Annotated in this window: 19 protein-coding genes; 11 read left to right on the forward strand and 8 right to left on the reverse strand. The window is 69.3% G+C overall.

All coding sequences use genetic code 11. The features are described 5' to 3' along the window. Positions 1 to 55: 55 nt before the first annotated feature. The 5 genes from OG947_RS01620 (at position 56) to OG947_RS01640 (ending at position 6,508) form a co-directional block, all read left to right on the forward strand. The gene (locus OG947_RS01620; RefSeq protein WP_027505202.1) at positions 56 to 664 is read left to right on the forward strand and encodes a DUF3000 domain-containing protein; all 609 of its coding nucleotides are present in this window, start codon (positions 56 to 58) and stop codon (positions 662 to 664) included. 26 nt (positions 665 to 690) lie between these two features. Then, positions 691 to 2,010 carry an HRDC domain-containing protein gene (locus OG947_RS01625; protein WP_222637625.1) on the forward strand — a complete coding sequence of 440 codons (1,320 nt, stop codon included), beginning with the start codon at positions 691 to 693 and terminating at the stop codon, positions 2,008 to 2,010. Between the two features lie 65 nt (positions 2,011 to 2,075). Further along, positions 2,076 to 3,302 carry a thiolase family protein gene (locus tag OG947_RS01630; protein ID WP_027505200.1) on the forward strand — a complete coding sequence of 409 codons (1,227 nt, stop codon included), beginning with the start codon at positions 2,076 to 2,078 and terminating at the stop codon, positions 3,300 to 3,302. Positions 3,303 to 3,307: 5 nt separating this feature from the next. After that, positions 3,308 to 5,407, forward strand: coding sequence for a 3-hydroxyacyl-CoA dehydrogenase NAD-binding domain-containing protein (locus tag OG947_RS01635; RefSeq protein WP_442973082.1), 2,100 nt, complete (start codon positions 3,308 to 3,310; stop codon positions 5,405 to 5,407). Positions 5,408 to 5,497: 90 nt separating this feature from the next. Next, positions 5,498 to 6,508, forward strand: a complete 1,011-nt coding sequence (locus tag OG947_RS01640) for an iron-siderophore ABC transporter substrate-binding protein (protein ID WP_328812978.1) — start codon at positions 5,498 to 5,500, stop codon at positions 6,506 to 6,508. Positions 6,509 to 6,514: 6 nt separating this feature from the next. Here the strand turns inward: OG947_RS01640 and dxs are convergent, their stop codons facing one another. Next, the gene (gene dxs / locus OG947_RS01645) at positions 6,515 to 8,404 is read right to left on the reverse strand and encodes a 1-deoxy-D-xylulose-5-phosphate synthase (RefSeq protein WP_027505197.1); all 1,890 of its coding nucleotides are present in this window, start codon (positions 8,402 to 8,404) and stop codon (positions 6,515 to 6,517) included. A gap of 149 nt (positions 8,405 to 8,553) precedes the next feature. Here dxs and glsA point away from each other — a divergent pair, with 149 nt between their 5' ends. After that, the gene (glsA, locus tag OG947_RS01650; RefSeq protein ID WP_328812979.1) at positions 8,554 to 10,398 is read left to right on the forward strand and encodes a glutaminase A; all 1,845 of its coding nucleotides are present in this window, start codon (positions 8,554 to 8,556) and stop codon (positions 10,396 to 10,398) included. 14 nt (positions 10,399 to 10,412) lie between these two features. On the opposite strand, the gene OG947_RS01655 is transcribed toward glsA, so the two are convergent. Together OG947_RS01655 and OG947_RS01660 are read right to left on the reverse strand one after the other, a co-directional pair. Beyond that, positions 10,413 to 11,267 (reverse strand): anti-sigma factor, encoded by an 855-nt coding sequence (locus OG947_RS01655; protein ID WP_328812980.1) that lies wholly within the window; start codon positions 11,265 to 11,267, stop codon positions 10,413 to 10,415. Beyond that, a complete protein-coding gene (locus tag OG947_RS01660) occupies positions 11,260 to 12,006 on the reverse strand; it encodes a sigma-70 family RNA polymerase sigma factor (RefSeq protein WP_328812981.1) in 747 nt (248 codons plus the stop codon). Before OG947_RS01660 ends, OG947_RS01655 begins: the two co-directional genes overlap by 8 nt. Positions 12,007 to 12,291: 285 nt before the next feature. Between OG947_RS01660 and OG947_RS01665 the strand changes: the two genes are divergently transcribed. Then, positions 12,292 to 13,326, forward strand: coding sequence for an ATP-binding cassette domain-containing protein (locus tag OG947_RS01665; RefSeq protein WP_222637630.1), 1,035 nt, complete (start codon positions 12,292 to 12,294; stop codon positions 13,324 to 13,326). Positions 13,327 to 13,328: 2 nt separating this feature from the next. Next, positions 13,329 to 14,174, forward strand: coding sequence for an ABC transporter permease (locus tag OG947_RS01670; protein ID WP_328812982.1), 846 nt, complete (start codon positions 13,329 to 13,331; stop codon positions 14,172 to 14,174). 4 nt (positions 14,175 to 14,178) lie between these two features. On the opposite strand, the gene OG947_RS01675 is transcribed toward OG947_RS01670, so the two are convergent. Both OG947_RS01675 and OG947_RS01680 read right to left on the reverse strand, forming a co-directional pair. Beyond that, on the reverse strand, positions 14,179 to 15,438 hold the full coding sequence (locus OG947_RS01675) for a class I SAM-dependent RNA methyltransferase (protein WP_328812983.1): 1,260 nt from the start codon (positions 15,436 to 15,438) through the stop codon (positions 14,179 to 14,181). Next, positions 15,435 to 17,447: an APC family permease gene (locus tag OG947_RS01680; RefSeq protein ID WP_027505190.1), complete on the reverse strand. Its 2,013-nt coding sequence runs from the start codon at positions 17,445 to 17,447 to the stop codon at positions 15,435 to 15,437. The genes OG947_RS01675 and OG947_RS01680 overlap by 4 nt, the downstream gene beginning before the upstream one ends. A gap of 123 nt (positions 17,448 to 17,570) precedes the next feature. Between OG947_RS01680 and OG947_RS01685 the strand changes: the two genes are divergently transcribed. Together OG947_RS01685 and OG947_RS01690 are read left to right on the forward strand one after the other, a co-directional pair. Beyond that, positions 17,571 to 18,233, forward strand: coding sequence for a potassium channel family protein (locus OG947_RS01685; RefSeq protein ID WP_027505189.1), 663 nt, complete (start codon positions 17,571 to 17,573; stop codon positions 18,231 to 18,233). A gap of 59 nt (positions 18,234 to 18,292) precedes the next feature. After that, complete coding sequence (locus OG947_RS01690; protein WP_027505188.1) at positions 18,293 to 18,958, forward strand: potassium channel family protein; 666 nt, start codon at positions 18,293 to 18,295, stop codon at positions 18,956 to 18,958. A gap of 23 nt (positions 18,959 to 18,981) precedes the next feature. Here the strand turns inward: OG947_RS01690 and OG947_RS01695 are convergent, their stop codons facing one another. Together OG947_RS01695 and OG947_RS01700 are read right to left on the reverse strand one after the other, a co-directional pair. Continuing rightward, positions 18,982 to 19,671, reverse strand: a complete 690-nt coding sequence (locus OG947_RS01695) for a DUF3159 domain-containing protein (protein WP_328812984.1) — start codon at positions 19,669 to 19,671, stop codon at positions 18,982 to 18,984. 37 nt (positions 19,672 to 19,708) lie between these two features. After that, positions 19,709 to 20,086, reverse strand: a complete 378-nt coding sequence (locus OG947_RS01700) for an OB-fold nucleic acid binding domain-containing protein (RefSeq protein ID WP_027505186.1) — start codon at positions 20,084 to 20,086, stop codon at positions 19,709 to 19,711. Between the two features lie 139 nt (positions 20,087 to 20,225). Here OG947_RS01700 and OG947_RS01705 point away from each other — a divergent pair, with 139 nt between their 5' ends. Then, positions 20,226 to 20,930, forward strand: coding sequence for an alpha/beta fold hydrolase (locus OG947_RS01705; protein ID WP_442973083.1), 705 nt, complete (start codon positions 20,226 to 20,228; stop codon positions 20,928 to 20,930). Between the two features lie 24 nt (positions 20,931 to 20,954). Here OG947_RS01705 and OG947_RS01710 read toward each other — a convergent pair whose 3' ends face one another. Further along, positions 20,955 to 21,809, reverse strand: coding sequence for a DUF3710 domain-containing protein (locus OG947_RS01710; RefSeq protein ID WP_328812985.1), 855 nt, complete (start codon positions 21,807 to 21,809; stop codon positions 20,955 to 20,957). Position 21,810: the final 1 nt, after the last annotated feature.

A 21,810-nucleotide genomic window follows, 5' to 3' on the forward strand; every position in this document is an offset into this window, starting at 1 on the left:
CCTGCCCGGCGCGCCTCCTCCGCTGGGCCGACGGTCGCGGCTAACGTCCGCACACGTGACCACGTCCGAGAGCGCCTCGCAGCCTGCGCCCTTCCGCGCCGCCATCGACGCGATGCACCGGGCGACGGTCCACCCGAGCATCGAGGTCGGGCCGATCCGGCCTCCGCAGCGCCTGGCACCGTTCAGTTACGCACTGGGGGCCGAGGTGCGCCACTCCGAGACGGAGTCGGTGCCCGAGCAGAGCGAGGGTGACGCGTTCGGGCGTCTCATCCTGTTGTACGACCCGGACGGCGACGAGGCGTGGAACGGCACCATGCGCCTGGTCGCCTACATCCAGGCCGACGTCGACGCGTCGCTGGCGTCGGATCCGCTGCTGCCCGAGGTGGCGTGGAGTTGGCTGGTCGACGCGTTCGAGGCGCGGTCCGAGCCGCTGACGGCGCTGGGCGGCACGGTCACCTCGACGAGTTCGGTGCGGTACGGGGACATCGCCGGCCCGCCGCGTGCCCACCAGCTCGAGCTGCGGGCCTCGTGGACCGCGCTCAGCGAGGAACTGTCGGTGCACGTCGAGGCGTTCGGTGAGGTTCTCGCCTACGCCGCGGGGCTGCCCCCGGCGGGCATCACGGCGCTGGGTGCACGCGCCGACTCGGGCAGCTCCGACGCCTGATCGTCGGACAGCCTAGAGTTCGAACAATGCCCGACACGCCCGACTCGACTCCTGCCTCCTCCGGCGACACCGCCGTCGAGCCGGAGGCGACTCCCCTTCTCGCTCCACGCGAGGGGGTCCCGCCGTTGACGGACACGGCGGACGCGGTGCGAGCGGCCGCGGAGCTGCTGGCGTCGGGAACCGGACCGTTGGCCGTCGACGCGGAACGCGCATCGGGTTTCCGATACTCGGCTCGCGCGTATCTGCTGCAGTTCCGTCGCCGGGGTGCGGGCACCGTCCTGCTCGATCCGATTCCGGTGGTCCGCGACGGTGGTGTCGAGGCGCTCGCGGGCTTCGCCGCCGTCGTGAACGACATGGAGTGGGTACTGCACTCCGCCGATCAGGATCTGCCGGGGCTCGCCGAGCTCGGCATGACTCCCGCGTCGCTGTACGACACGGAGCTGGCGGGCCGACTCGCCGGCTTCGACCGTGTCGGTCTGGCGGCCATCGTCGAACGGACGTTGGGCCTGTCGCTGCAGAAGGGTCACGGTGCGGCGGACTGGTCCACCCGACCGTTGCCCGACACCTGGCTCAACTACGCGGCACTCGATGTCGAGGTGCTCGTCGAGTTGCGTGACGCCATGGCCGAGGAGCTCGAGAGCCAGGGCAAGACCGACTGGGCCGCACAGGAATTCGAGTACATTCGCACCGCACCCCCGGCGCCTCCCAAGCCCGACCGCTGGCGCCGCACCTCAGGTATCCACACCATCAAGAACGCGCGGACGCTCGCCGTCGTCCGCGCTCTGTGGACCGCCCGCGACGATCTCGCGCGCCGCCGCGACATCGCGCCGAGCCGCGTCCTGCCGGACTCCGCGATCGTCGCCGCCGCGCAGAGGAACCCCGCCACGGTGTCCGAGCTGAACGCGTTGCCCGTCTTCGGCGGACCTCGTCAGCGTCGCCAGGCGCGCGTGTGGATGGACGCGATCGAGCACGCCCGCGCACTTCCCGACGATGCGCTGCCCCCGGTGACGCAGCCCTTCGTGGGGCCGCCGCCGGTCAGTCGGTGGGCGCGGCGCGATCCGGAGGCCGCCGGGCGTCTGTCCGCCGTCCGCGACGCGATGGCCGCCCTGTCCGCGGATGTCGCGATTCCCGTCGAGAACCTGCTGACTCCCGATCTCGTCCGTCGGATCTGCTGGGACCACCCCGCTCTCGTCGCGGAGTACGGGACGGACGAGGACGTGCTCGTCGACCGTTTCCTCGAGGCGCACGGGTCGCGGCCCTGGCAGCGCGAGGTGGCGGGTCCCGTCGTGGCAGCAGGCCTACGGACCGCCGAGGAGTCGAGGACGGCCGAAGTTACCGGCGAGTAGGCACGGGTTAGAGTGGGCGCGCGAGCCGGGCGTCCGGCTCGTTCCAGCGCCTGCCGGAAGGAACCATGTCTTCTCCGAAATCCGCTCCCGCTCGATCCGCGTCCAGTCGTGGCGTCGCGTTCGTCGACGGTGTTCGTACGCCGTTCGGCAAGGCCGGCCCCAAGGGTATGTACGCGGATACCCGAGCGGACGACCTCGTGGTCAAAGCGATCCGTGAACTGCTCCGCCGCAATCCCGAACTGCCACCCGAGCGCGTCGACGAGGTCGGCATCGCCGCCACGACGCAGACCGGCGACCAGGGTCTGACCATCGGCCGCACGTCGGCACTGCTCGCCGGGCTCCCCCGCAGCGTGCCCGGTTTCGCCGTCGACCGGATGTGTGCGGGCGCGATGACCGCGGTGACCACCACCGCGTCGGGCATCGGCTTCGGACAGTACGACGTCGTCATCGCCGGCGGCGTCGAGCACATGGGCCGGCACCCGATGGGCGAGGGCGTCGATCCGAACCCGCGCTTCCTGGCCGACAAGCTCGTCGACCCGAGTGCGCTCGTCATGGGCAACACGGCCGAGAACCTGCACGACCGCTACCCGTCCATCACCAAGGACCGCACGGACGCCTACGCCGTCGCGAGCCAGGAGAAGTACGACGCGGCGAAGAAGGCCGGACTCATCGGCGAGACGCTCGTTCCCGTTGCGACCAAGTCCGCCGCCGGGTGGGGCCTCGCCACCGAGGACGAACCGCCGCGCCCCGGCACGACCCTGGACGATCTGGCGAAGCTCAAGACTCCGTTCCGGCCCGCCGGACGCGTCACCGCCGGCAACGCCGCCGGACTCAACGACGGTGCGACAGCGGCGATCCTGGCCGGCGAGGACACCGCCGCGGAACTCGGCCTGAAGGTCGGGATGCGCATGGTGGGCTTCTCGTTCGCCGGCGTCGATCCGGCCGTGATGGGCATCGGTCCCGTCCCCGCCACCGAGAAGCTGCTCGGACGCACCGGCCTGTCCATCGAGGACATCGGCCTCTTCGAGATCAACGAGGCCTTCGCCATCCAGGTCCTCGCGTTCACCGAGCACTTCGGTATCGCCGACGACGACGCCCGGATCAACCAGTGGGGCGGCGCCATCGCCTGCGGCCATCCCCTCGCGTCCTCGGGCGTTCGACTGATGACCCAGCTCAGCCGGCAGTTCGCCACTCGCCCCGATGTCCGCTACGGCCTCACCACCATGTGCATCGGCCTCGGCATGGGCGGCAGCGTCATCTGGGAAAATCCCGCCTACGACGGAAGCAAGTGATTGCCATGACTTCTGCCTTCTCCGATGAAGTGGTGACCCACGCGTTCACCAGGATCGTCACCGTGCCCGGCCTCGACGGCCCGGTCGCCATCGTCACGCTCGACAACGGCTTCGACCACACCAAGCCGTCCACCTTCGGACCCGCCGGACTCACCGAGCTCGATGCGGCACTGGACGCGGCCTACGCGGCGAATCCGGTGGCCGTCGCGGTGACCGGGAAGCCGTTCATCTTCGCCGTCGGCGCGGACCTCAACGGTGTGCCGAACATCTCCGACCGCGCCGTCGCGCTGGAGATCGGCATATTGGGGCACAAGGTGTTCCGCCGCCTGCGTGAGTCCACGGTGCCCACGTTCGCCTTCGTCAACGGCGCCGCTCTGGGCGGTGGACTCGAGATCGCGCTGCACTGCCACTACCGCACCGTCGCGGACAACGCTGCGGCACTGGGGCTCCCGGAGACCTTCCTGGGCCTCGTTCCCGGCTGGGGCGGAACGCAGTTGCTGCCCAACCTGATCGGGCCGGCCAATGCCGTCACCGTGGTGATCGAGAACGCGCTCAACCAGAACCGGATGCTGAAGCCTGCGGACGCGCAGAAGCTCGGGATCGCGGACGAGGTCTTCGGCGGCGCCGACTTCCTCGAACAGTCGCTGCTGTGGGCCGCGAAGGTCGTCTCCGGTGACGTCACCCCCGCCCGCCCCGACATCGATCGCGGCCAGGGCTGGGACGACGCGATCGCGCGCGCGAAGGCCATCGTGTCCGGCAAGACGGGAGACCACGCACCGGGACCGGTGCGCGCCGTGCAGCTGCTGGAGCTGGCGAAGTCGACCGACATCACCGACTCCGCGTCGCTCGACGCCGCCTTCGCTGCCGAGGACGAGGCGCTGGCCGACCTTCTCATGGCCGACGAACTGCGGGCCGGGCTCTACGCATTCGACCTCGTGCAGAAGCGTGCCAAGCGGCCTGCCGGAGCGCCCGACAAGTCCCTCGCCCGGAAGGTCACCGGCGTCGGCATCGTGGGCGCCGGCCTCATGGCCAGCCAGCTCGCCCTGCTGTTCGTACGTCAGTTGACGGTGCCGGTGATCCTCACCGACATCGACCAGGAGCGCATCGACAAGGGCGTCGGCTACGTTCACGCCGAGATCGACAAGCTGCAGGGCAAGAAGCGACTCTCCCCCGACGCGGCGAACCGTCTCAAGGCGTTGGTGTCCGGATCGCTCGACAAGTCCGCATTCGCGACGACCGACTGGGTCATCGAGGCAGTGTTCGAGAACCTCGACGTGAAGAAGAAGGTCTTCGCCGAGCTCGAGGAATTCGTCTCCCCCGAGACGATCCTCGCGACGAACACGTCGTCGCTGTCGATCACCCGCATGGCGGCGGAGCTGAAGCACCCCGAGCGGGTCGTCGGATTCCACTTCTTCAACCCCGTGGCCGTTCTTCCGCTGCTGGAGATCGTCCGCGGCGAGAAGACCGACGATGCCACGCTCGCAACAGCATTCGCGACGGCGAAGTCTCTGAAGAAGTCGGCCGTGCTGATCGCCGACAAGCCCGGCTTCGTCTTCAACCGCTTGCTCACCCGCGCCCTCGGCGAGGTCATGAACGCGATCGACGAGGGCACGCCCTTCGACGTCGCGGACAACGCCATCAGCGAGCTCGGCATGCCGATGAGCCCGCTCACGCTGCTCTCGCTCGTCGGCCCCGCCGTCGCACTGCACACCGGCGAGACCATGGCCGAGTACTACCCGGAGCGGTTCCACGACTCCCCCGGCCTGCAGGCGATGGTCGCGAACAAGAAGTCCGCGGTGTGGACCTACGGCGCCGACGGAGCCAAGACCGTCGACCCCGAGATCGCCGATCTGTGGCCGCAGGGCGACTCACCGTCGACGGCCGAGCAGGTGCTCGATCGCACCCGCCGCGCCTTCGCGGAGGAGATCGACATCATGCTGCAGGAAGACGTCGTCGCGGCCGCTCAGGACATCGACCTCTGCCTGATCCTCGGCGGCGGCTTCGGGTTCTGGAACGGCGGCATCGTGCCGTACCTCGATCGCACGGGCACCTCCGAGGCCGTCACCGGTCACCGGTTCCTCGACAAGGGTGTCGCCAGCGTGTGATGGGGCTGCGCCCTCGTGCGCCCTTTGCGCATCCCTGGATACGCGAAGGGCGCACGGGGCCGGAGGCCATACATAGGTTAGGCTAACCATGTGAAACGCTCTCGCCTTCTGCCCGCCGTCGCGGCCACCGCCGCGCTCGCCCTCGTCGCCGGATGTTCGTCCGATGCCGACTCCGACGCGCCCGCCGCCGCGTCGGGTGGCGCGTTCCCCGTCACCATCGACCACGCCTTCGGTTCGACCACCATCGACGCCGCACCGGAGCGCATCGTCACGATGGGCTGGAACGCACAGGACATCCTCGGCGCCCTCGACATCACGCCCGTCGGCCAGCCGAAGTACACCTACGGTGCCGACGAGAACGGCGTGATGCCGTGGGCACAGGAGTTCTACGACGCGGACGCCACCACCCTGTACGAGGATCCGGCTGCGGGTGAGCCCGACGTCGAGGCCCTCGCGACCCTGGCGCCCGACCTGGTGCTCGCGCCCTACGAGGGTTTCCCGCAGTCGTACTACGACACGTTGTCCGCTGTCTCGCCCGTCGTCGCCTACCCCGGTGAGGCCTGGCAGACGACGTGGCAGGACCAGACCACGATGATCGGTGAGGCAGTCGGGAAGCCCACGGAGGCACAGGCTCTCATCGACGGTATGGGCCAGCGGCTCGCCTCGGAGGCCGAGGCCAATCCGGAGTTCGCGGGCAAGACCGTCGCGGTGGTGAACCTGGACACGGACGCCGGTCAGGCGAACGTCTACATGCCGTCCGATCCACGCGTGCAGGTTCTCAACGAGATGGGTTTCATCAACGCCCCCGGCGTCGTGGCACTCGACGAAGCCGACTCCGCGGACACCTTCTTCTCCACCGTGTCCCTGGAGAACGTGCAGAGCTTCGACGCCGACGTGATCGTCGCGTTCACTCCGGAGGGCTTCGACCTCGCCTCGGTTCCGGCTGTGGCGACGCTGCCCGCGGTCGCCTCCGGATCCGCGGTCGCGCTCAGTGACGAGCAGGTCATCGCCGGTCTGAGCAACGTCAACCCGGTGAGCACCCCGTGGGTACTCGACCGGATCCTCCCGCAGTTGAAGGACGCCGCCACCAAGGCGACGTAGCGACCGTCAGATGTCGCCGGGCCGGTGAGCGATCCATCCGCGCACCCGGCCGGCGATGTCCGACGGGGTGAGGCCGATGTCGGCGTGAATGCGATCCCGCGAGCTGTGGTCCAGGAACTGCTGTGGCACACCGAGATCCCGACAGGGGACGTCGACGCCGCCGGCGCGCAGGGCAGCCGACACGGATGCACCGATGCCGCCGTGCAGACCGCTGTCCTCGAGCGTGACCACCAGACGGAAGTCCGCGGCGAGCTTCACGAGCGAGTCCGGAACGGGCAGCACCCACCGCGGATCGACGACCGTGGCCGAGACACCGTCCGCGGCGAGTTCTCGCGCCGTGTCCAGTGCCAACGACGCGAACGGACCGACGGCGACGAGGAGTACGTCCGACTCCCCCTCGGGCTCGTGCAGCACGTCGACGGAGTCGTCCAGACGCCGCACCGCCTCGATGTCGTCGGGGATGGCGCCCTTGGGGAAGCGCAGCGCGGTGGGACCGTCGGACACCGCGAGTGCCTCGGCGAGTTCCTCGCGCAGGGTCGCTCCGTCGCGGGGCGCCGCCACGCGCATGTTCGGCACGATGCCGAGCAGCGACATGTCCCACATGCCGTTGTGGCTGGCGCCGTCCGATCCGGTGACCCCGGCGCGATCGAGCACCAGGGTGACCGGCAGGTTCAGTAGTGCCACGTCCATCAGCAGCTGGTCGAACGCCCGATTGAGGAACGTCGAGTAGATCGCCACCACGGGATGCAGACCACCGAGTGCGAGACCGGCGGCGGACGTGAGCGCGTGTTGCTCGGCGATGCCCACGTCGAAGAAACGGTCCGGGAACACCTCGCCGAACGCGGCGAGCCCGGTGGGTCCGGCCATCGCGGCGGTGATGGCCACGACGTCCTCACGGTCGGTTCCCAGGGCGATGAGTTGACGGGAGAACTCCGACGTCCAGTCCGGAGCCGCGACGCTGGTCGCCAGGCCGGTGAGCGGGTCGATGACTCCCGTCGAGTGCATCTGGTCGGCGACGTCGTTCTCGGCGAACGAGTAGCCCATGCCCTTGCGCGTCACCGCGTGGACGATGACCGGCCCGCCGAAGGCCTTCGCGCGGCGCAGCGCCGATTCCAGAGCCGCCTGATCGTGTCCGTCGACCGGACCGAGGTACTTGATGCCCAGATCGGTGAACATGACCTGCGGGCTGATCGCGTCCTTGAGGCCGGCCTTCATGCCGTGCAACATGGCGTATGCGGCCGACCCGACCACGGGCAGGTTCTTCACCATGTGACGGCCGGTGTCCAGCGCGCGCTCGTAGTTGGGCTGCAGGCGCAGCGTCGCGAGATGGTCGGCGAGGCCGCCGATGGTCGGCGAGTAGGAGCGACCGTTGTCGTTCACGACGATCACGACGGAACGATCCTTGCCGGCCGCGATGTTGTTGAGCGCCTCCCAGCACATGCCACCGGTGAGGGCGCCGTCCCCGACGACCGCGACGACGTGACGATCGCCGCGCCCGGTCAGCTCGAAGGCCTTGGCGAGGCCGTCGGCGTAGGAGAGGGATGCCGACGCGTGTGAGGACTCGACCCAGTCGTGCTCGCTCTCGCTGCGGGACGGGTAGCCGGACAGCCCACCCTCCTTGCGCAGGGAGTCGAAGCGGTCCGCTCGACCGGTGACCATCTTGTGCACGTACGCCTGGTGGCCGGTGTCGAAGATCACCGGGTCACGAGGCGAGTCGAACACGCGGTGGATGGCCAGAGTCAGCTCGACGACACCGAGATTGGGTCCGAGGTGGCCACCCGTGGCAGACACCTTCTCGACCAGGAACCGACGGATCTCGTCCGCCAGTTCGGCCAGCTCCACCGGGCCGAGGGCACGCAGGTCGCTGGGCTCGTGCACGCCGTCCAGAACACCCAACGAAATCGCTCCCCTCCGAAGATTGCCTTGTCGTCCGTCGTGCCGTGAGGCACTCGGACAGGCCAGTTCGGACAAGTCTACGTGGACCCGGATCGGCGGGTTACCGTACGAGCGCCGAGCCGCGGCACAGAATCGAGAGAGTGGTGACGATGACCGACGTCGTGCAGGAGATTCTGGAGGAGGTCCACGCGCTGTGTGTGGCGGACACCTCCGGTGGCGTCGCCGACTACATCCCCGAACTGGCGGCCGCGAACCCCGATCGCTTCGGTATCTGTCTCACGACGGCCGACGGCCACGTGTACCAGGTGGGCGACACGGACGTGCCCTTCACGATCCAGTCGGTGTCCAAACCGTTCACCTACGCCCTCGCTCTCACCGATCGCGGCGAGACCGCGGTGGCCCGCAAGATCGACGTGGAGCCGTCCGGTGAGCCGTTCAACGAGATCAGCCTCGACCCCGTCACCGAGCGCCCGCGCAACCCGATGATCAACGCGGGCGCCATCACCTCCGCGTCGCTGGTGCGAGGCGCGACGCCCGACGAACAGTTCGAACGGATCCGGGCCTCGTTCTCGCGGTACGCGGGACGCGAACTCGCCATGAACGCCGCCGTGCACGCCTCCGAATCACGCACCGGCCATCGCAACCGCGCCATCGGCCACATGCTGCGCTCCTTCGGCATCGTCGAGGGCGATCCCGACGCGATGGTCGATCTCTACTTCCGCCAGTGCTCGCTGGACGTCACGTGCCGCGACATCGGCGTCATGGCGGCGACCCTCGCCAACAACGGCCTCAACCCGTGTACCGACGTCCGAGCGCTCGAACCGGTGCTCGTCGAGCGTGTGCTGAGCGTCATGACGACGTGCGGTATGTACGACGGAGCCGGCGACTGGGTCAACCGCGTCGGACTCCCCGCCAAGAGCGGTGTCGCCGGTGCGGTGCTCGCGGTCCTGCCCGGTCAGCTCGGTATCTCGGTGTTCTCACCCAGACTCGACGCCCACGGCAACAGCGTGCGCGGAGTCAAGGCGTGCCGCGAGCTGTCCTCGCGCCTCGAACTGCACTTCCTCCACGTCGGCCGGGCCGCACGCAGCGCCGTGCGCGCCGAGTACACCGTCGCCGACTCCCCCTCGCGTCGCCGGCGCACCGCCGCCGAGCAGGAGACGCTCGCCGCGCGGGGACGCCGAGTCCGCGTCTTCGAACTGCACGGCGATCTGCTGTTCTCCGCAGCGGAGAGCGTCGTGCGCGCGGTGTCCACGGCCGTCGACCACGGCGCCGACGACGGGAGCGCACTCGACGGCGTGATTCTGGACATGCGTCGGGTCGACGAGGTGAGCGACGTCGCCCGCTCGATGCTGGACACCCTCGCCGCCGGGCTCCGCCGACAGGGTTGTGCCGCCGTCCTGGTCGATCCCCGAGCTGCGATGGCGCACACCGTGTCGTCCCTGTCCGAACACGACGGCCGTGGCCGGGTCTTCGACGATCTGGACTCCGCACTGCGCTGGGGCGAGGACACCGTCCTCGACCGGTGGTGCGGCGGCGCACGGCAACCCACGGAGGTGACGGTCGATCAGCACCCGATCGTCACCGCGCTGGACGAGGCCCACCGCGATGCGGTCACCTCCCGCACGACGGACGCGCAGTACAGCGCAGGCACCGTCATCGCCGAGGTCGGCGACGTGTCACTGGGTCTGGTGATGGTGCTGTCCGGCCGCGTCGCGGTCGACTTCATCGGCGCGGACGGCCGGGCCCGCGCCGTGTCGACGCTGTCCGCCGGCATGAGTTTCGGTGAGATGCCGTTGGTCCGGCGCTCGCGCTTCGGGCTCCGCATCACCGCGGTGAAGGACACCACGGTCGCGATCCTCGGCCCGAAGGACTTCGACGCGCTGACCGAGAGCAACCCCGCTGCGAAGACAGCCTTGCTGGAGGTGCTTCTCGATCGCGCGTACGAGCAGGCCGAGTCGATCGTCGCCGCACTGCGCCGTTCCGGCGTCGTCTGAGCCGGCGGCTGCGCTCAGGCGTCGAGCGTGACCGCGGCGATGGGCGTGGTGGTGGGTGCGTCCGAACCGCTCTCGGGCTCGACCGTCACCGCCCACGTGGTCGCGTCGCTCAAGCCTGTGACGACGTGCTCGCGAGCGGGCGTGGCGGCATCGGCGGGGACGAGACCGGCCGGGCGCGGCGCGGGATCCTCTCCGATGAGCCACATCTCGAACACCTTGCCGTCGCCGGGCTCCGCGAGCCCGTCGAGCGTGACCACGGCGGCGTCCTGCGAGCGCGACCAGCGCACGGTGGCGGTACCGCCACCCTCGACCTCGACGGTGCTGGTCCTGATGTCACCGGCCGCAAGCACCTGCGACGTGGGCGACGACGGTGCGTCTCCCAGTTGCTGCGTGACCACGGCGCCGCCCACTCCGACGATCACGACGGCCGCCGCGGCTGCCGCGAGCACGCGCAGGCGTGTGCGGCGGCGATCGTCGAGCGACACCACCGGGGCGACCGGAGCGTCGTCGATCGGATCGGCCAGTGGCCGGGCATCACCCTGCGGAGTGCTCTCCACCGCGGCGAGAATGCTCGCACGCAACGACGAGGGCGGTTCCGCGGCCGTGGACGACGCGCTGAGCGCCATCGTCTCGTCGACCGACTCGACGATGCTCTCGAACCACGACCGCGTCGCCGCGTCCGACTGCGCGAGCCTGCGTTCGATGTCCGCCCTCTCGGCGGGGTCGATCGCGTCCAGTGCGTAGGCGTAGGCGTCGTCCACCACGCTGTCGTTCATCTCGTTCACGTCCTGCATCGCATCCTGCTCCGACACGTCGTCGGGTGCGGACGCGTCGTCAGGGCGGCGATGGCGACCTTCTCCGTCACTCACCGGTCTCCACCCCCAGACAATTCTTCAACTTGATCAGACCGTCCCGGATCCGGGACTTCACGGTGGGAACGGCCACGCCCAGGCGCTCGGCCACTTCCCGATACGTCAACCCGCTGTAGTACGCCATCCGTACCGATTCGCGTTGGGTCTCCGTCAGCGCGTCCAGGCATCGGACCACCGACTCCGACTCCAGGGTCTGGGTGACGGATTCGAGGACCTCGTCGTGCGCGGGACTGTGGGTCGAGGAGCCGTAGAGCGCCTCGCGATCCGTGCCGGACTGCTCCGACCGGACACGGTCGACGGCGCGGCGATGCGCCAACGTCATCATCCAGGCGAGCGGAGACCCCTGCGCGGGGTCGTATCGGTCGGCCGTCTTCCAGATCTGCAGGAACACCTCCTGCGCGGTCTCCTCGCTGAACCCGGGATCGCGCAGCACACGCAGCACCATGCCGAACACCCGAGACGAGGTCGCGTCGTACAGATCGGCGAACGCTCGGCGGTCACCGGTGGCGACACGTGCGAGCAACGCACGCAGTTCGTCGGCCTCGGCGACACGCCGACGCTTGAGGTCGGGATCGGGAACCGGGCACGACGGATCGGCGGTGTCGTCCGGGGCGCGTCGGTGCCGAGGCTCGCCGGCGCTCGGGTCGGCTGCGCTCGTACCTCCGGCGCTCACAGACCCCCACCTCGCTGCGAGACGTTCATCGTCGAGTTCATCGACCATGAGACTAGTGGCCATCGTCGTCATATCCTCACCCCCTCGGCGATCGTGATCCTGCGCGTCGCGGTCCTGGCGTACGCGCCACCGGGTCATGGCGCCCACGTCGCCGGGCAATGGCGCCCACGCCACGGCGCGAACATCGTGCAGGAATCATTCGTCACCGGGGCGTGAGTGGATCGGTGACCGGCGTCTCCGGCGAAAAACCCGTTGCGGACCTGCAATGACTGCGGGACGCTCGTCGCACCGGATCGGACGATCCGGACATACCGATGAGATCGTGGCGGATCAGGAGTCAGCACTCACATGACGACACATGACGGGAAGGCCGGAGGCCGGCCGCTGGAGGACGGGAAGGCCGGAGGCCGGCCGCCGACGGACGGGAAGGCCGGGGGCCTGGCGATCGAGGCTGTCGGTCTGGTGAAGAGGTTCGGGGACACAGTGGCAGTGGACGGCGTGGATCTCGCCGTCCCGCGGGGCGGTGTCTACGGGGTGCTGGGGCCGAACGGGGCCGGCAAGACCACGACGATGCGCATGTTGGCGACGTTGACCGGCATCGACGGCGGGTCGGCCCGCGTGCTCGGCCACGACGTGGCGACGGAGTCCGACGCGGTGCGGTCGAAGGTGGCGCTCACGGGCCAGTTCGCTTCGCTGGACGAGGACCTGACCGGAGTGGAGAACCTGGTGCTCCTCTCGCGGCTGTACGGGTTCTCGCGCCCGGCGTCGCGGGAGCGTGCCGATCTGCTGTTGGGCGTCTTCGATCTGGTGGAGGCCGGCGGCAAGCAGGTCAAGGCGTACTCCGGCGGTATGCGGCGCCGCCTCGACATCGCGGCGAGTCTGGTGGTCACGCCGGAGCTGATGTTCCTGGACGAGCCGACCACGGGTCTCGATCCCCGCAGCCGCAACCAGGTGTGGGAGATCGTGCGCTCCCTGGTCGCCGGCGGCACGACGGTCCTGCTCACCACGCAGTACCTCGACGAGGCCGATCAGTTGGCCGACCGGGTGGCAGTCATCGACCGGGGCCGCGTGATCGCCGAGGGCACCACCGGTCAGCTCAAGGCATCGGTCGGCTCGGGGTCGCTGCACGTCCGCGTCGCGGAACAGTCGCGCCGAGACGACGCCGCCGACGTCCTGCGCGCGACCCTGCACACCGACGTGACTCTCGAGTCCGATCCCTTCGCCGTCACAGCGCTGGTCGACGACACCGCCCTGGTGGCCCGCGCACTCGCGACGCTGTCGGACGACGGCATCGGCGTCACCACCTACGCCCTCGGGCAACCCAGCCTGGACGAGGTGTTCCTGGCACTGACCGGACGAACGACAGAACTGGAGGCGTCCTGAGAATGACCACCACCAACTCCCCCACCGCCGCGACGGGCACCGCGCAGCCGACCATCGCCGAGTTGCTCCGCGACTCCGGTCCCCGTCCCGATCGACCGTCGTCGATGTCGGCGGCGCTCTCGTTCGGGTGGCGAGCACTGCTGAAGATCAAGCACGTCCCCGAGCAGCTGTTCGACGTGACCATGTTCCCGGTCATGTTCACGCTGATGTTCACGTTCCTGTTCGGCGGCGCGTTGGCGGGCTCGACCAGTGCCTACATCCAGTTCCTGCTGCCGGGCATCCTGGTGCAGACCGTCGTCATGATCACGATGTACACGGGTCTGACCTTGAACAAAGACATCGAGAAGGGCGTCTTCGATCGGTTCCGGTCGCTGCCCATCTGGCGGCCGGCGCCGTTGGTCGGCGCCCTGCTCGGAGACGTGGTCCGCTACACCCTCGCCTCGACGATCGTGCTCGTGCTGGGTCTCGCGCTGGGCTTCCGGCCCGCGGGCGGCGTGCTCGGCGTGCTGTCGTCGGTGGCGTTGCTGCTGGCGTTCTCGTTCTGCGTCTCGTGGGTGTGGACGATGTTCGCGCTGATGCTGCGCAGCGAGACCGCGGTGATGAGCGTGTCCATGCTCGTGCTGTTCCCGCTGACTTTCGCCAGCAACATCTTCGTCGACCCGACGACGATGCCCGGGTGGCTGCAGGCGTTCGTGTCGGTCAATCCGGTGTCTCATCTGGTGACGACGCTGCGCGGCTTCGCCGACGGTGTGCTCGAGACGGACGCGCTGATGTGGACCGGCATCTGGTCCGTCGGACTGCTGGCGGTGTTCGGACCGATCACGATGCGCCTGTACAACGCCAAGTGACGCGTCAGTCCCGGACGAACGATCCGATGCACTCGACGTGGCTGGTCATCGGGAAGGCGTCGAACGCACGGAGATTCTCCAGGCGGTAGCCGTGCGAGAGGTAGAGCCCCGCGTCCCGTGCGAAGGACGCGGGGTCGCACCCGATGTGCACGACACGATCCGGGTGCGCACCGGCGACCGACGCGATCACCTGTCTGCCGGCGCCGGATCGTGGCGGGTCGAGGACGACGACGGACGGCTGCGGCGGCAGGGATCCGATCGCGCGCTCGACGGGCGCTGCCTGCATCGACAGCTGCGGCAGGTCCGTCACCGCCGCACGCCCGTCCACCACCGCCCGGTGGGAGAACTCGACCGCTGCGACGGTGCCGCCCGGTCCGACCGCCTCGGCGACGACGGACGCGAAGGTGCCCGCACCGGCGTAGAGGTCCCAGGCCGTGTCACCGGGCCGAGCACCGGACCATTCCCGGATTACCTCGGCGTACTGCGTGGCAGCCGCCCGGTGAGCCTGCCAGAACCCCCACGAGTCCACGGTCCACTCGCGCGACCCGACGCGCTCGACGGCCCGACCCGAGCCCTCGCGCACTCGGTGCGCGCGGTCACCGGACTTCGCGGCGCGGCGCGAGGAGGCGCCGCGGCGACCGGTGTCGGCGCGCACGCGACGATCGACGGCAGGAGCGATCTCCACGACGTGACGGGTGCCGTCGGAGTCGACGGCCACCGCGAGATCGGCGCCCGGCGTCCACGACCGAGCCGCCAGCCCGTCGTACATCCCCGGAACCGCTTGTGGGCAGGCCAGATCCGTCACGATGTCGGCGCTGCGGAGCCGGTGGAAACCGGGCCGTCCCTCGTCGTCCACACCCAACCGGATGCGCGTCCGCCAGCCGGTCTGATCACCGAGCGACTCCACCTCGACGGTGCGTTCGATGCCCCCGACGCGGCTCAGCTGTTCGGCGACCACGGCCGCCTTGATCTGGCGTCCGGCCTCGGCGGTCGCGTGGGAGAAGTCGCAGCATCCCGACCCACCGGGGCCGGAGATGGGACACAGCGGCGCGATGCGGTCGGGCGAGGCCTCCAGGATCTCGACGGCGTCCGCGCGGCAGAAGGACTTTCCGGTGTCCTCGGTGACCCGCGCCGTCACCAGCTCGCCGGGAAGGCTGTGCCGGACGAACATGACGCGGCCCTCGTGCCGTGCGACGCAGAAGCCGCCGTGTCCCGGCTTGCCCACGCGGACCTCGACGACCGCGCCGAGCCACGAGTCGGTCATCGTTCGGATCGCCGTTCGGCCGAGGTGGGCTCGTAACCACGACGGGACGAGCCCGGTGCGTTCTCGAGGCTCTCGCGCTTCGCCCGCTCGGACGAGTTGAGCTGCCAGGGCACGCTGGTGACCATGACGCCGGGCTGGAACAGCAAGCGACTCTTCAGTCGCAACGCACTCTGGTTGTGCAGCACCTGCTCCCACCAGTGACCCACCACGTACTCGGGGATGAACACGGTGACGACGTCGCGCGGTGAGTCCCGCTTGACCCGGCGCACGTAGTCGAGCACGGGCTTGGTGATCTCGCGGTACGGCGACTCGACCACCTTGAGCGGGACGCTGAGGTCGCTCTTCTCCCACTCGCGCACCAGGGTGCGCGTGTCCGCCTCGTCGACGTTGACCGTGATCGCCTCGAGGGTGTCCGGCCTGGTCGCACGGGCGTAGGCGAGGGCGCGCAGCGTCGGGCTGTGCAGCTTGGACACGAGCACGATGGAGTGCGTGCGGCTGGGCAGCACACCGTCCCACTCGACGTCGGCGAGCTCGGTGGCCACCGAGTCGTAGTGCTTGCGGATCAGCTTCATCAGTCCGAAGATCGCGAGCATCGCGATGATCGCGATCCAGGCACCCGCGAGGAACTTGGTCAGCAGAACGATGACCAGGACGGCGCCCGTCATGGCCAGTCCGATGCCGTTGACGACACGCGAGCGCATCATCGACCGGCGCTGCGCGGGGTCCGTCTCGGTCCGCAACAACCGGGTCCAGTGCCGCACCATGCCGGTCTGACTGAGCGTGAACGAGACGAACACTCCGACGATGTAGAGCTGGATCAGCTTGGTCACCTCGGCGCCGAACATGACGACGAAGAAGATGGCGGCGGCCGACAGGAACAGGATGCCGTTGCTGAACGCGAGCCGGTCGCCGCGGGTGTGGAACTGGCGGGGCAGGAATCGGTCCTGGGCCAGGATCGACCCGAGTACCGGGAACCCGTTGAAGGCGGTGTTGGCGGCCAGCACCAGGATCAGCGCCGTCACGATGGTGATGAAGTAGAAGCCGGGCGTGAAGTGCCGGAAGACGGCCTCGGCCAACTGCGCGATGAGCGTCTTCTGCTGGTAGTTCTCGGGAGCCCCGACGAGCTGGGTCGCCGGATCCGCCGCGTACTTCACACCGATCTTCTCCGCCAGCAGGATGATGCCGAGCAGCAACGTGATGCCGATCGAGCCGAGCAGCAGGAGCGTCGTGGCGGCGTTGCGCGACTTCGGCTTGCGGAAGGCGGGCACGCCGTTGGAGATGGCCTCGACACCCGTCAGCGCCGCACACCCGGAGGAGAACGCGCGCGCCAGCAGGAACGCGAACGCGATGCCGTAGAGGTGACTGTCCTCCGCCTGCAACTCGAAGTTCGACGACTCTGCCGACACGTCGTCGCCGAGGACGTACACCTGCACCAGGCCCCATACGAGCATGACGACCATGCCCACCATGAAGGCGTAGGTGGGGATCGCGAACGCGGTACCGGACTCGCGGACGCCGCGCAGGTTGATCGAGGTGATGAGCACGATGGCGGCGACCGCGAACAGCACCTTGTGCTCCGCGACGAACGGCAGGGCCGATCCGATGTTGGAGGCGGCGGCCGAGATGGACACGGCGACCGTGAGCACGTAGTCGACGAGGAGGGCACTGCCGACGGTCAGGCCCGCGGTCGGTCCCAGGTTGGTGGTGGCCACCTCGTAGTCGCCACCGCCGGACGGGTAGGCGTGCACGTTCTGGCGGTAGCTCGCCACGACCACCGCCATGACGACGGCGACGGCGAGACCGATCCAGATGGAGAACGAGTACGCCGAGATCCCGGCGACCGACAGCACCAGAAAGATCTCTTCGGGCGCGTAGGCGACGGACGACATGGCATCGGACGCGAACACCGGGAGGGCGATGCGTTTGGGCAGGAGCGTGTGTCCGAGCGTGTCGCTACGGAACGGCCTACCCAGCAGCAGCCTCTTGGTGGCCGTCGAAAGCTTGGACACATCGCAGAGCGTAGGCCGTACCGGGCTCGACCGTGGGGCAGGGTGACCGATAGCGTTGCCCGAAGTCCCTCCCGGCAGCAATCACCTGGGCACCGTCCTCTCGACTCCCGAACGGAGCGTCTGTTGTACGTAGTCGTCATGGGGTGTGGCCGCGTCGGCTCCGCCCTCGCGGGTGCACTCACCCGCATCGGCCACGAGGTCGCGGTCATCGACCGCGATCCCACCGCGTTCCACCGGCTCGGTCCCAACTTCACCGGACGTCAGGTGATCGGCATGGGGTTCGACCGGGACGTGCTCGTCGAGGCGGGCATCGAGAAGGCCGACGCACTGGCCGCGGTGTCCTCGGGCGACAACTCCAACATCATCTCCGCGCGTGTAGCCCGCGAGACGTTCGGTGTCGAGCGCGTCGTCGCGCGCATCTACGACGCCAAGCGCGCCGCGGTGTACGAACGCCTCGGCATCCCCACGGTGGCCACGGTGCCGTGGACGACGGATCGATTCCTGCACACGCTGATCCACGACAACGAGCTCACCAAGTGGCGCGATCCGTCGGGCAGCGTCGCGGTGGCCCGCCTCGATATCGGCGAGGGATGGGTGGGCAAGGGCGTGACCGCGCTCGAGAGTGCGACCAAGTCCCGAGTGGCCTTCATCATCCGCTTCGGTGCCGGACTCCTGCCCGACCGGAAGACGGTGATCCAGGCCGACGACGAGGTGTGGATCGCGGCGGTCGACGGCATGGTCGCCGAGGCCGTGGCGCTCGCGAGCAACCCTCCGCCCGAGGACTGACGGCTCCTGCCTCACCTCGTGTCCGTCCCCGCACCAGACCTGTCACCGAAGGATTCGTCATGAGAGTCGCCATCGCCGGAGCGGGAGCCGTGGGCCGTTCGATCGCCCGCGAGCTCCTCAGGTCCGACCATCACGTCCTGCTGATCGAACGCAAGGCCGACCACGTCGACCCGGCATCAGTCGAGGCGGCCGAGTGGATCCACGCGGACGCCTGCGAGCTGGCCACCCTCGAGGGCGCCGGCATCGAGTCGTACGACGTGGTCATCGCCGCCACGGGCGACGACAAGGCCAACCTGGTTCTGAGCCTGCTGGCGAAGACCGAGTTCGGCGTCGACCGAGTGGTCGCCCGCGTCAACGACCCGCGCAACGAGTGGCTCTTCGACGCGTCGTGGGGAGTCGACGTCGCCGTGTCGACACCGCGCATGCTGGCCTCGCTCGTCGAGGAGGCGGTCTCGGTGGGAGATCTGGTGCGCCTGATGACGTTGCGGCAGGGCAAGGCGAACCTCGTGGAGATCACGTTGCCGGCGAACACACCGCTGGCGGGCAAGCCGGTGCGCCGCATCACGCTTCCTCGCGACGTCGCGCTGGTCACCATCCTGCGCGGTGGTCGCGTCATCGTCCCGGAGAAGGACGACCCACTCGAGGGCGGCGACGAACTGCTGTTCGTCACCACCGTCGACGTCGAGGACGAACTCCGCGAGGTGCTGGGACTCTCCCAGCGTTGACCGACAGGACCGACTGACAGCCGTCAGGGCTCGATGCGGTCCGCGTCCGCGACCTCGGTGGTCTCGCTCTCCCGGTGCGTCGCTGCGGCCACGACAGCGTCGGCCCGTCGCACGGCCCAGAACGTGACGGCGAACGCGACCGCCGCGAGCGGCCAGCCCATCGCGATGCGGGCGACCGCGAGCCACCCGGTCTGGTCGGAGTCGTAGAGCTGCGATTGCACGACGTACCGCGCGACGAACACGAGAACCCAGGCGAACGTCGCGATGTCGTACGCGCGGACGGCGGCCCGATGCTCGCGCCAAGCCTTGCCGGTGCCGTTGAGGTAGCCCCACACGATGCCGACGAGCGGCCGACGAGCGAGGATCGAGACGAGGAACACCCCGCCGTACGCGAGCGAGGTGTAGATCCCGAACAGGAAGTAGCCCTTGGCGTCTCCGGTGCGGTAGGCGATGAACGCGCACACCGCCACGCCGAAGAATCCCGACACGGCCGGCTGGATCGGATCCCGCTTCACGAGGCGCCACACCAGGATCGCCACGGCCAGACCGAGGGCGGCCCAGATGGCCGCGGTGAGACCGGCGAGGGAGTTGACCGGAACGAAGACCAGCACGGGCAGGGTGGAGAACACCAGTCCGCTGACCCCACCGAGCTGGGACAGGATCGTCTCGGGAGGCGCGTCCTCGGAGGGCTGACTGTTCGGTGACTCGCTCATGCAGTTCAGGGTGCCAGACGATGCGGCTCCCGAAGAACTAGTCCTCGGTGCGCAGCTCGTAGTAGGGGTTGTAGATGACCTTGCGGCCCTCGCGCTCCCCCACGCGACCACGGACCAGCAACTGCGTGCCGGACTCGATACCGGCGATCTTGCGTCGGCCGATCCAGATCAGCGAGATGGTGTCGGTGCCGTCGAAGAACTCGGCCTCGACGATGGCGTTGGCGGCCTTGCTGCACGTCTCGACGCTGCGGAGCCGTCCGACCATGGTGACCTCGTCACCGCGAGTGCAATCGCATGCTCGTTGGGCGCCGGACGCCTTCGACGTCGACTCCAACTCCTCGGCATCGAGTTGATCGATGTCCTCGGTCAACTTCCGGGCCATGCGGCGGAAGTATCCTGCGGCAGCGGGTGCCATGAGTGCTCCTGGAGCGGTTCGCGCGGGCCTTCCGCGGCGGATGTTCTGCTTCTGTCAGCGCCACTGTAGACCTTTCCGAGCACGCCTCACCACACCCGGCCGGTCGGGTCGGTGAACGCCACGAGAAGATGCGGACACCATGGAGACAACCACCGTCGTACTGCTGCCCGGCACCGGCTCCGACGCGTCGTTCGTCGAGGGGGCCTTCGGTGATGCCGTGGCGGATCTCGGCTGGTCGCTGCGGGTGATCGAGCCCGAACCCGCCGACGTCGTCGGGGGCTACGTGCGGGCGCTCGACCACGTACGAGGCGCCGTTCGAGGGGACCTGATCGTGGGCGGTGTCTCACTCGGCGCGGCGGTCGCGGCGCGGTGGGCGCTCGACCGTCGGGGCGCCGCGCAGGGCGCCGTCCTCGCGATGCCGGCGTGGACCGGATCTCCGGGTGACTCCCCCGCTGCGGTCGGTGCCGCCGCGACGGCGGCGACGCTGCGGGCCCACGGCCTCGATGCGTCGGTGGCGGCGATGGCGCAGTCGAGTCCGCGGTGGCTCGCCGAGGCGCTGACGCGGTCGTGGCGAGCACAGTGGCCGCAGCTGCCGACGGCGCTGGACGACGCCGCCCGGTACGTGGCACCCACCCTCGACGACCTGCGATCCCTCGCGGTGCCGGTCGGCGTGGTGGCAGCGATCGACGACCCGGTGCATCCGCTCGGCGTCGCGCAGGACTGGTGCGCGGCTCTTCCCACGGCGCACCTCGACACCTTCGCGCTCGACGTCCTCGCCGCGTCCCCGGGCGAGCTCGGCAGGCTGGGCGTCACCGCGCTCCGGCGTACGACGGGCGGGTCCTAGTCGAGCCGCTGCATCGCCGAGAACTCAGTCGAGCTGCTGCATCGCCGAACCGGAGGGCCCGCGCCGACGTTGCGCCTCGGCGGCGTCCGCGTCGGGAGCCTGCTGCTGAGGTGCCTGCTGCTGAGGTACCTGCTGCTGAGGTACCTGCTGCTGGGGCACCTGCTGCTGCACCGCCGCCTGTGCCTGCGCCTGTGCGGCCGCCATCTGCTGTTGCTGCGCGGCCGCGAGTTGCTGAGCGAGTGCCGGCGGCAGACTGATGGGCAACGGCGTCCGCACCGGGTGCGGATCCGAGCCGCGATCGACCACGGTCGCCGCCACGACGGCACGCGCCTGCTCGACCAGCGGCGATCCGGCCTCGACACTGCCTGCCGGTCCGCTCGCCACGCCGCGGATCATCCAGCGGTACCCGTCGACGCCGATGAAACGCAGATCCCCGCCGGCCGCGGAGCCCACCACCTCACGGCCCCACGGGCCGGTCTCGGTGGCCACCCGCGCGTTGTCGCGGCGCAGCGTGTCGGCCAACTCAGCGGCGACGTCACGCCACTGACCGGGCGACTTCGGTGCGGCGAAGGCGGCCACGGTGATGCGCCCGTTCGGAGTGACGATGTGGACGGCCTGGGGTGCGCCGGCCTGCGTCATCTCGACCTGCAGCTGTCCGCCGGCCGGAAGCATCAACAGCACGCTTCCCAGATCGAGCCGTCCCTCCGCGATGCTCTCGCGGTCGCCGTCCAGGTCGTCGATCGACCACGGCCCGGTGGTGTCGTCCGCCGTACCGTCCACCTCGTCGACCTCGTCCACTTCCTCGACCTCGACGTCCTGCGCGGAGTCGAGATCGGTGGCGTCGACGTCGTCGCGCCCCTTCTTCTTGCGTCCGAACATG

It is taken from the genome of Rhodococcus sp. NBC_00297, assembly GCF_036173065.1.
Lineage (GTDB): Bacteria > Actinomycetota > Actinomycetes > Mycobacteriales > Mycobacteriaceae > Rhodococcoides.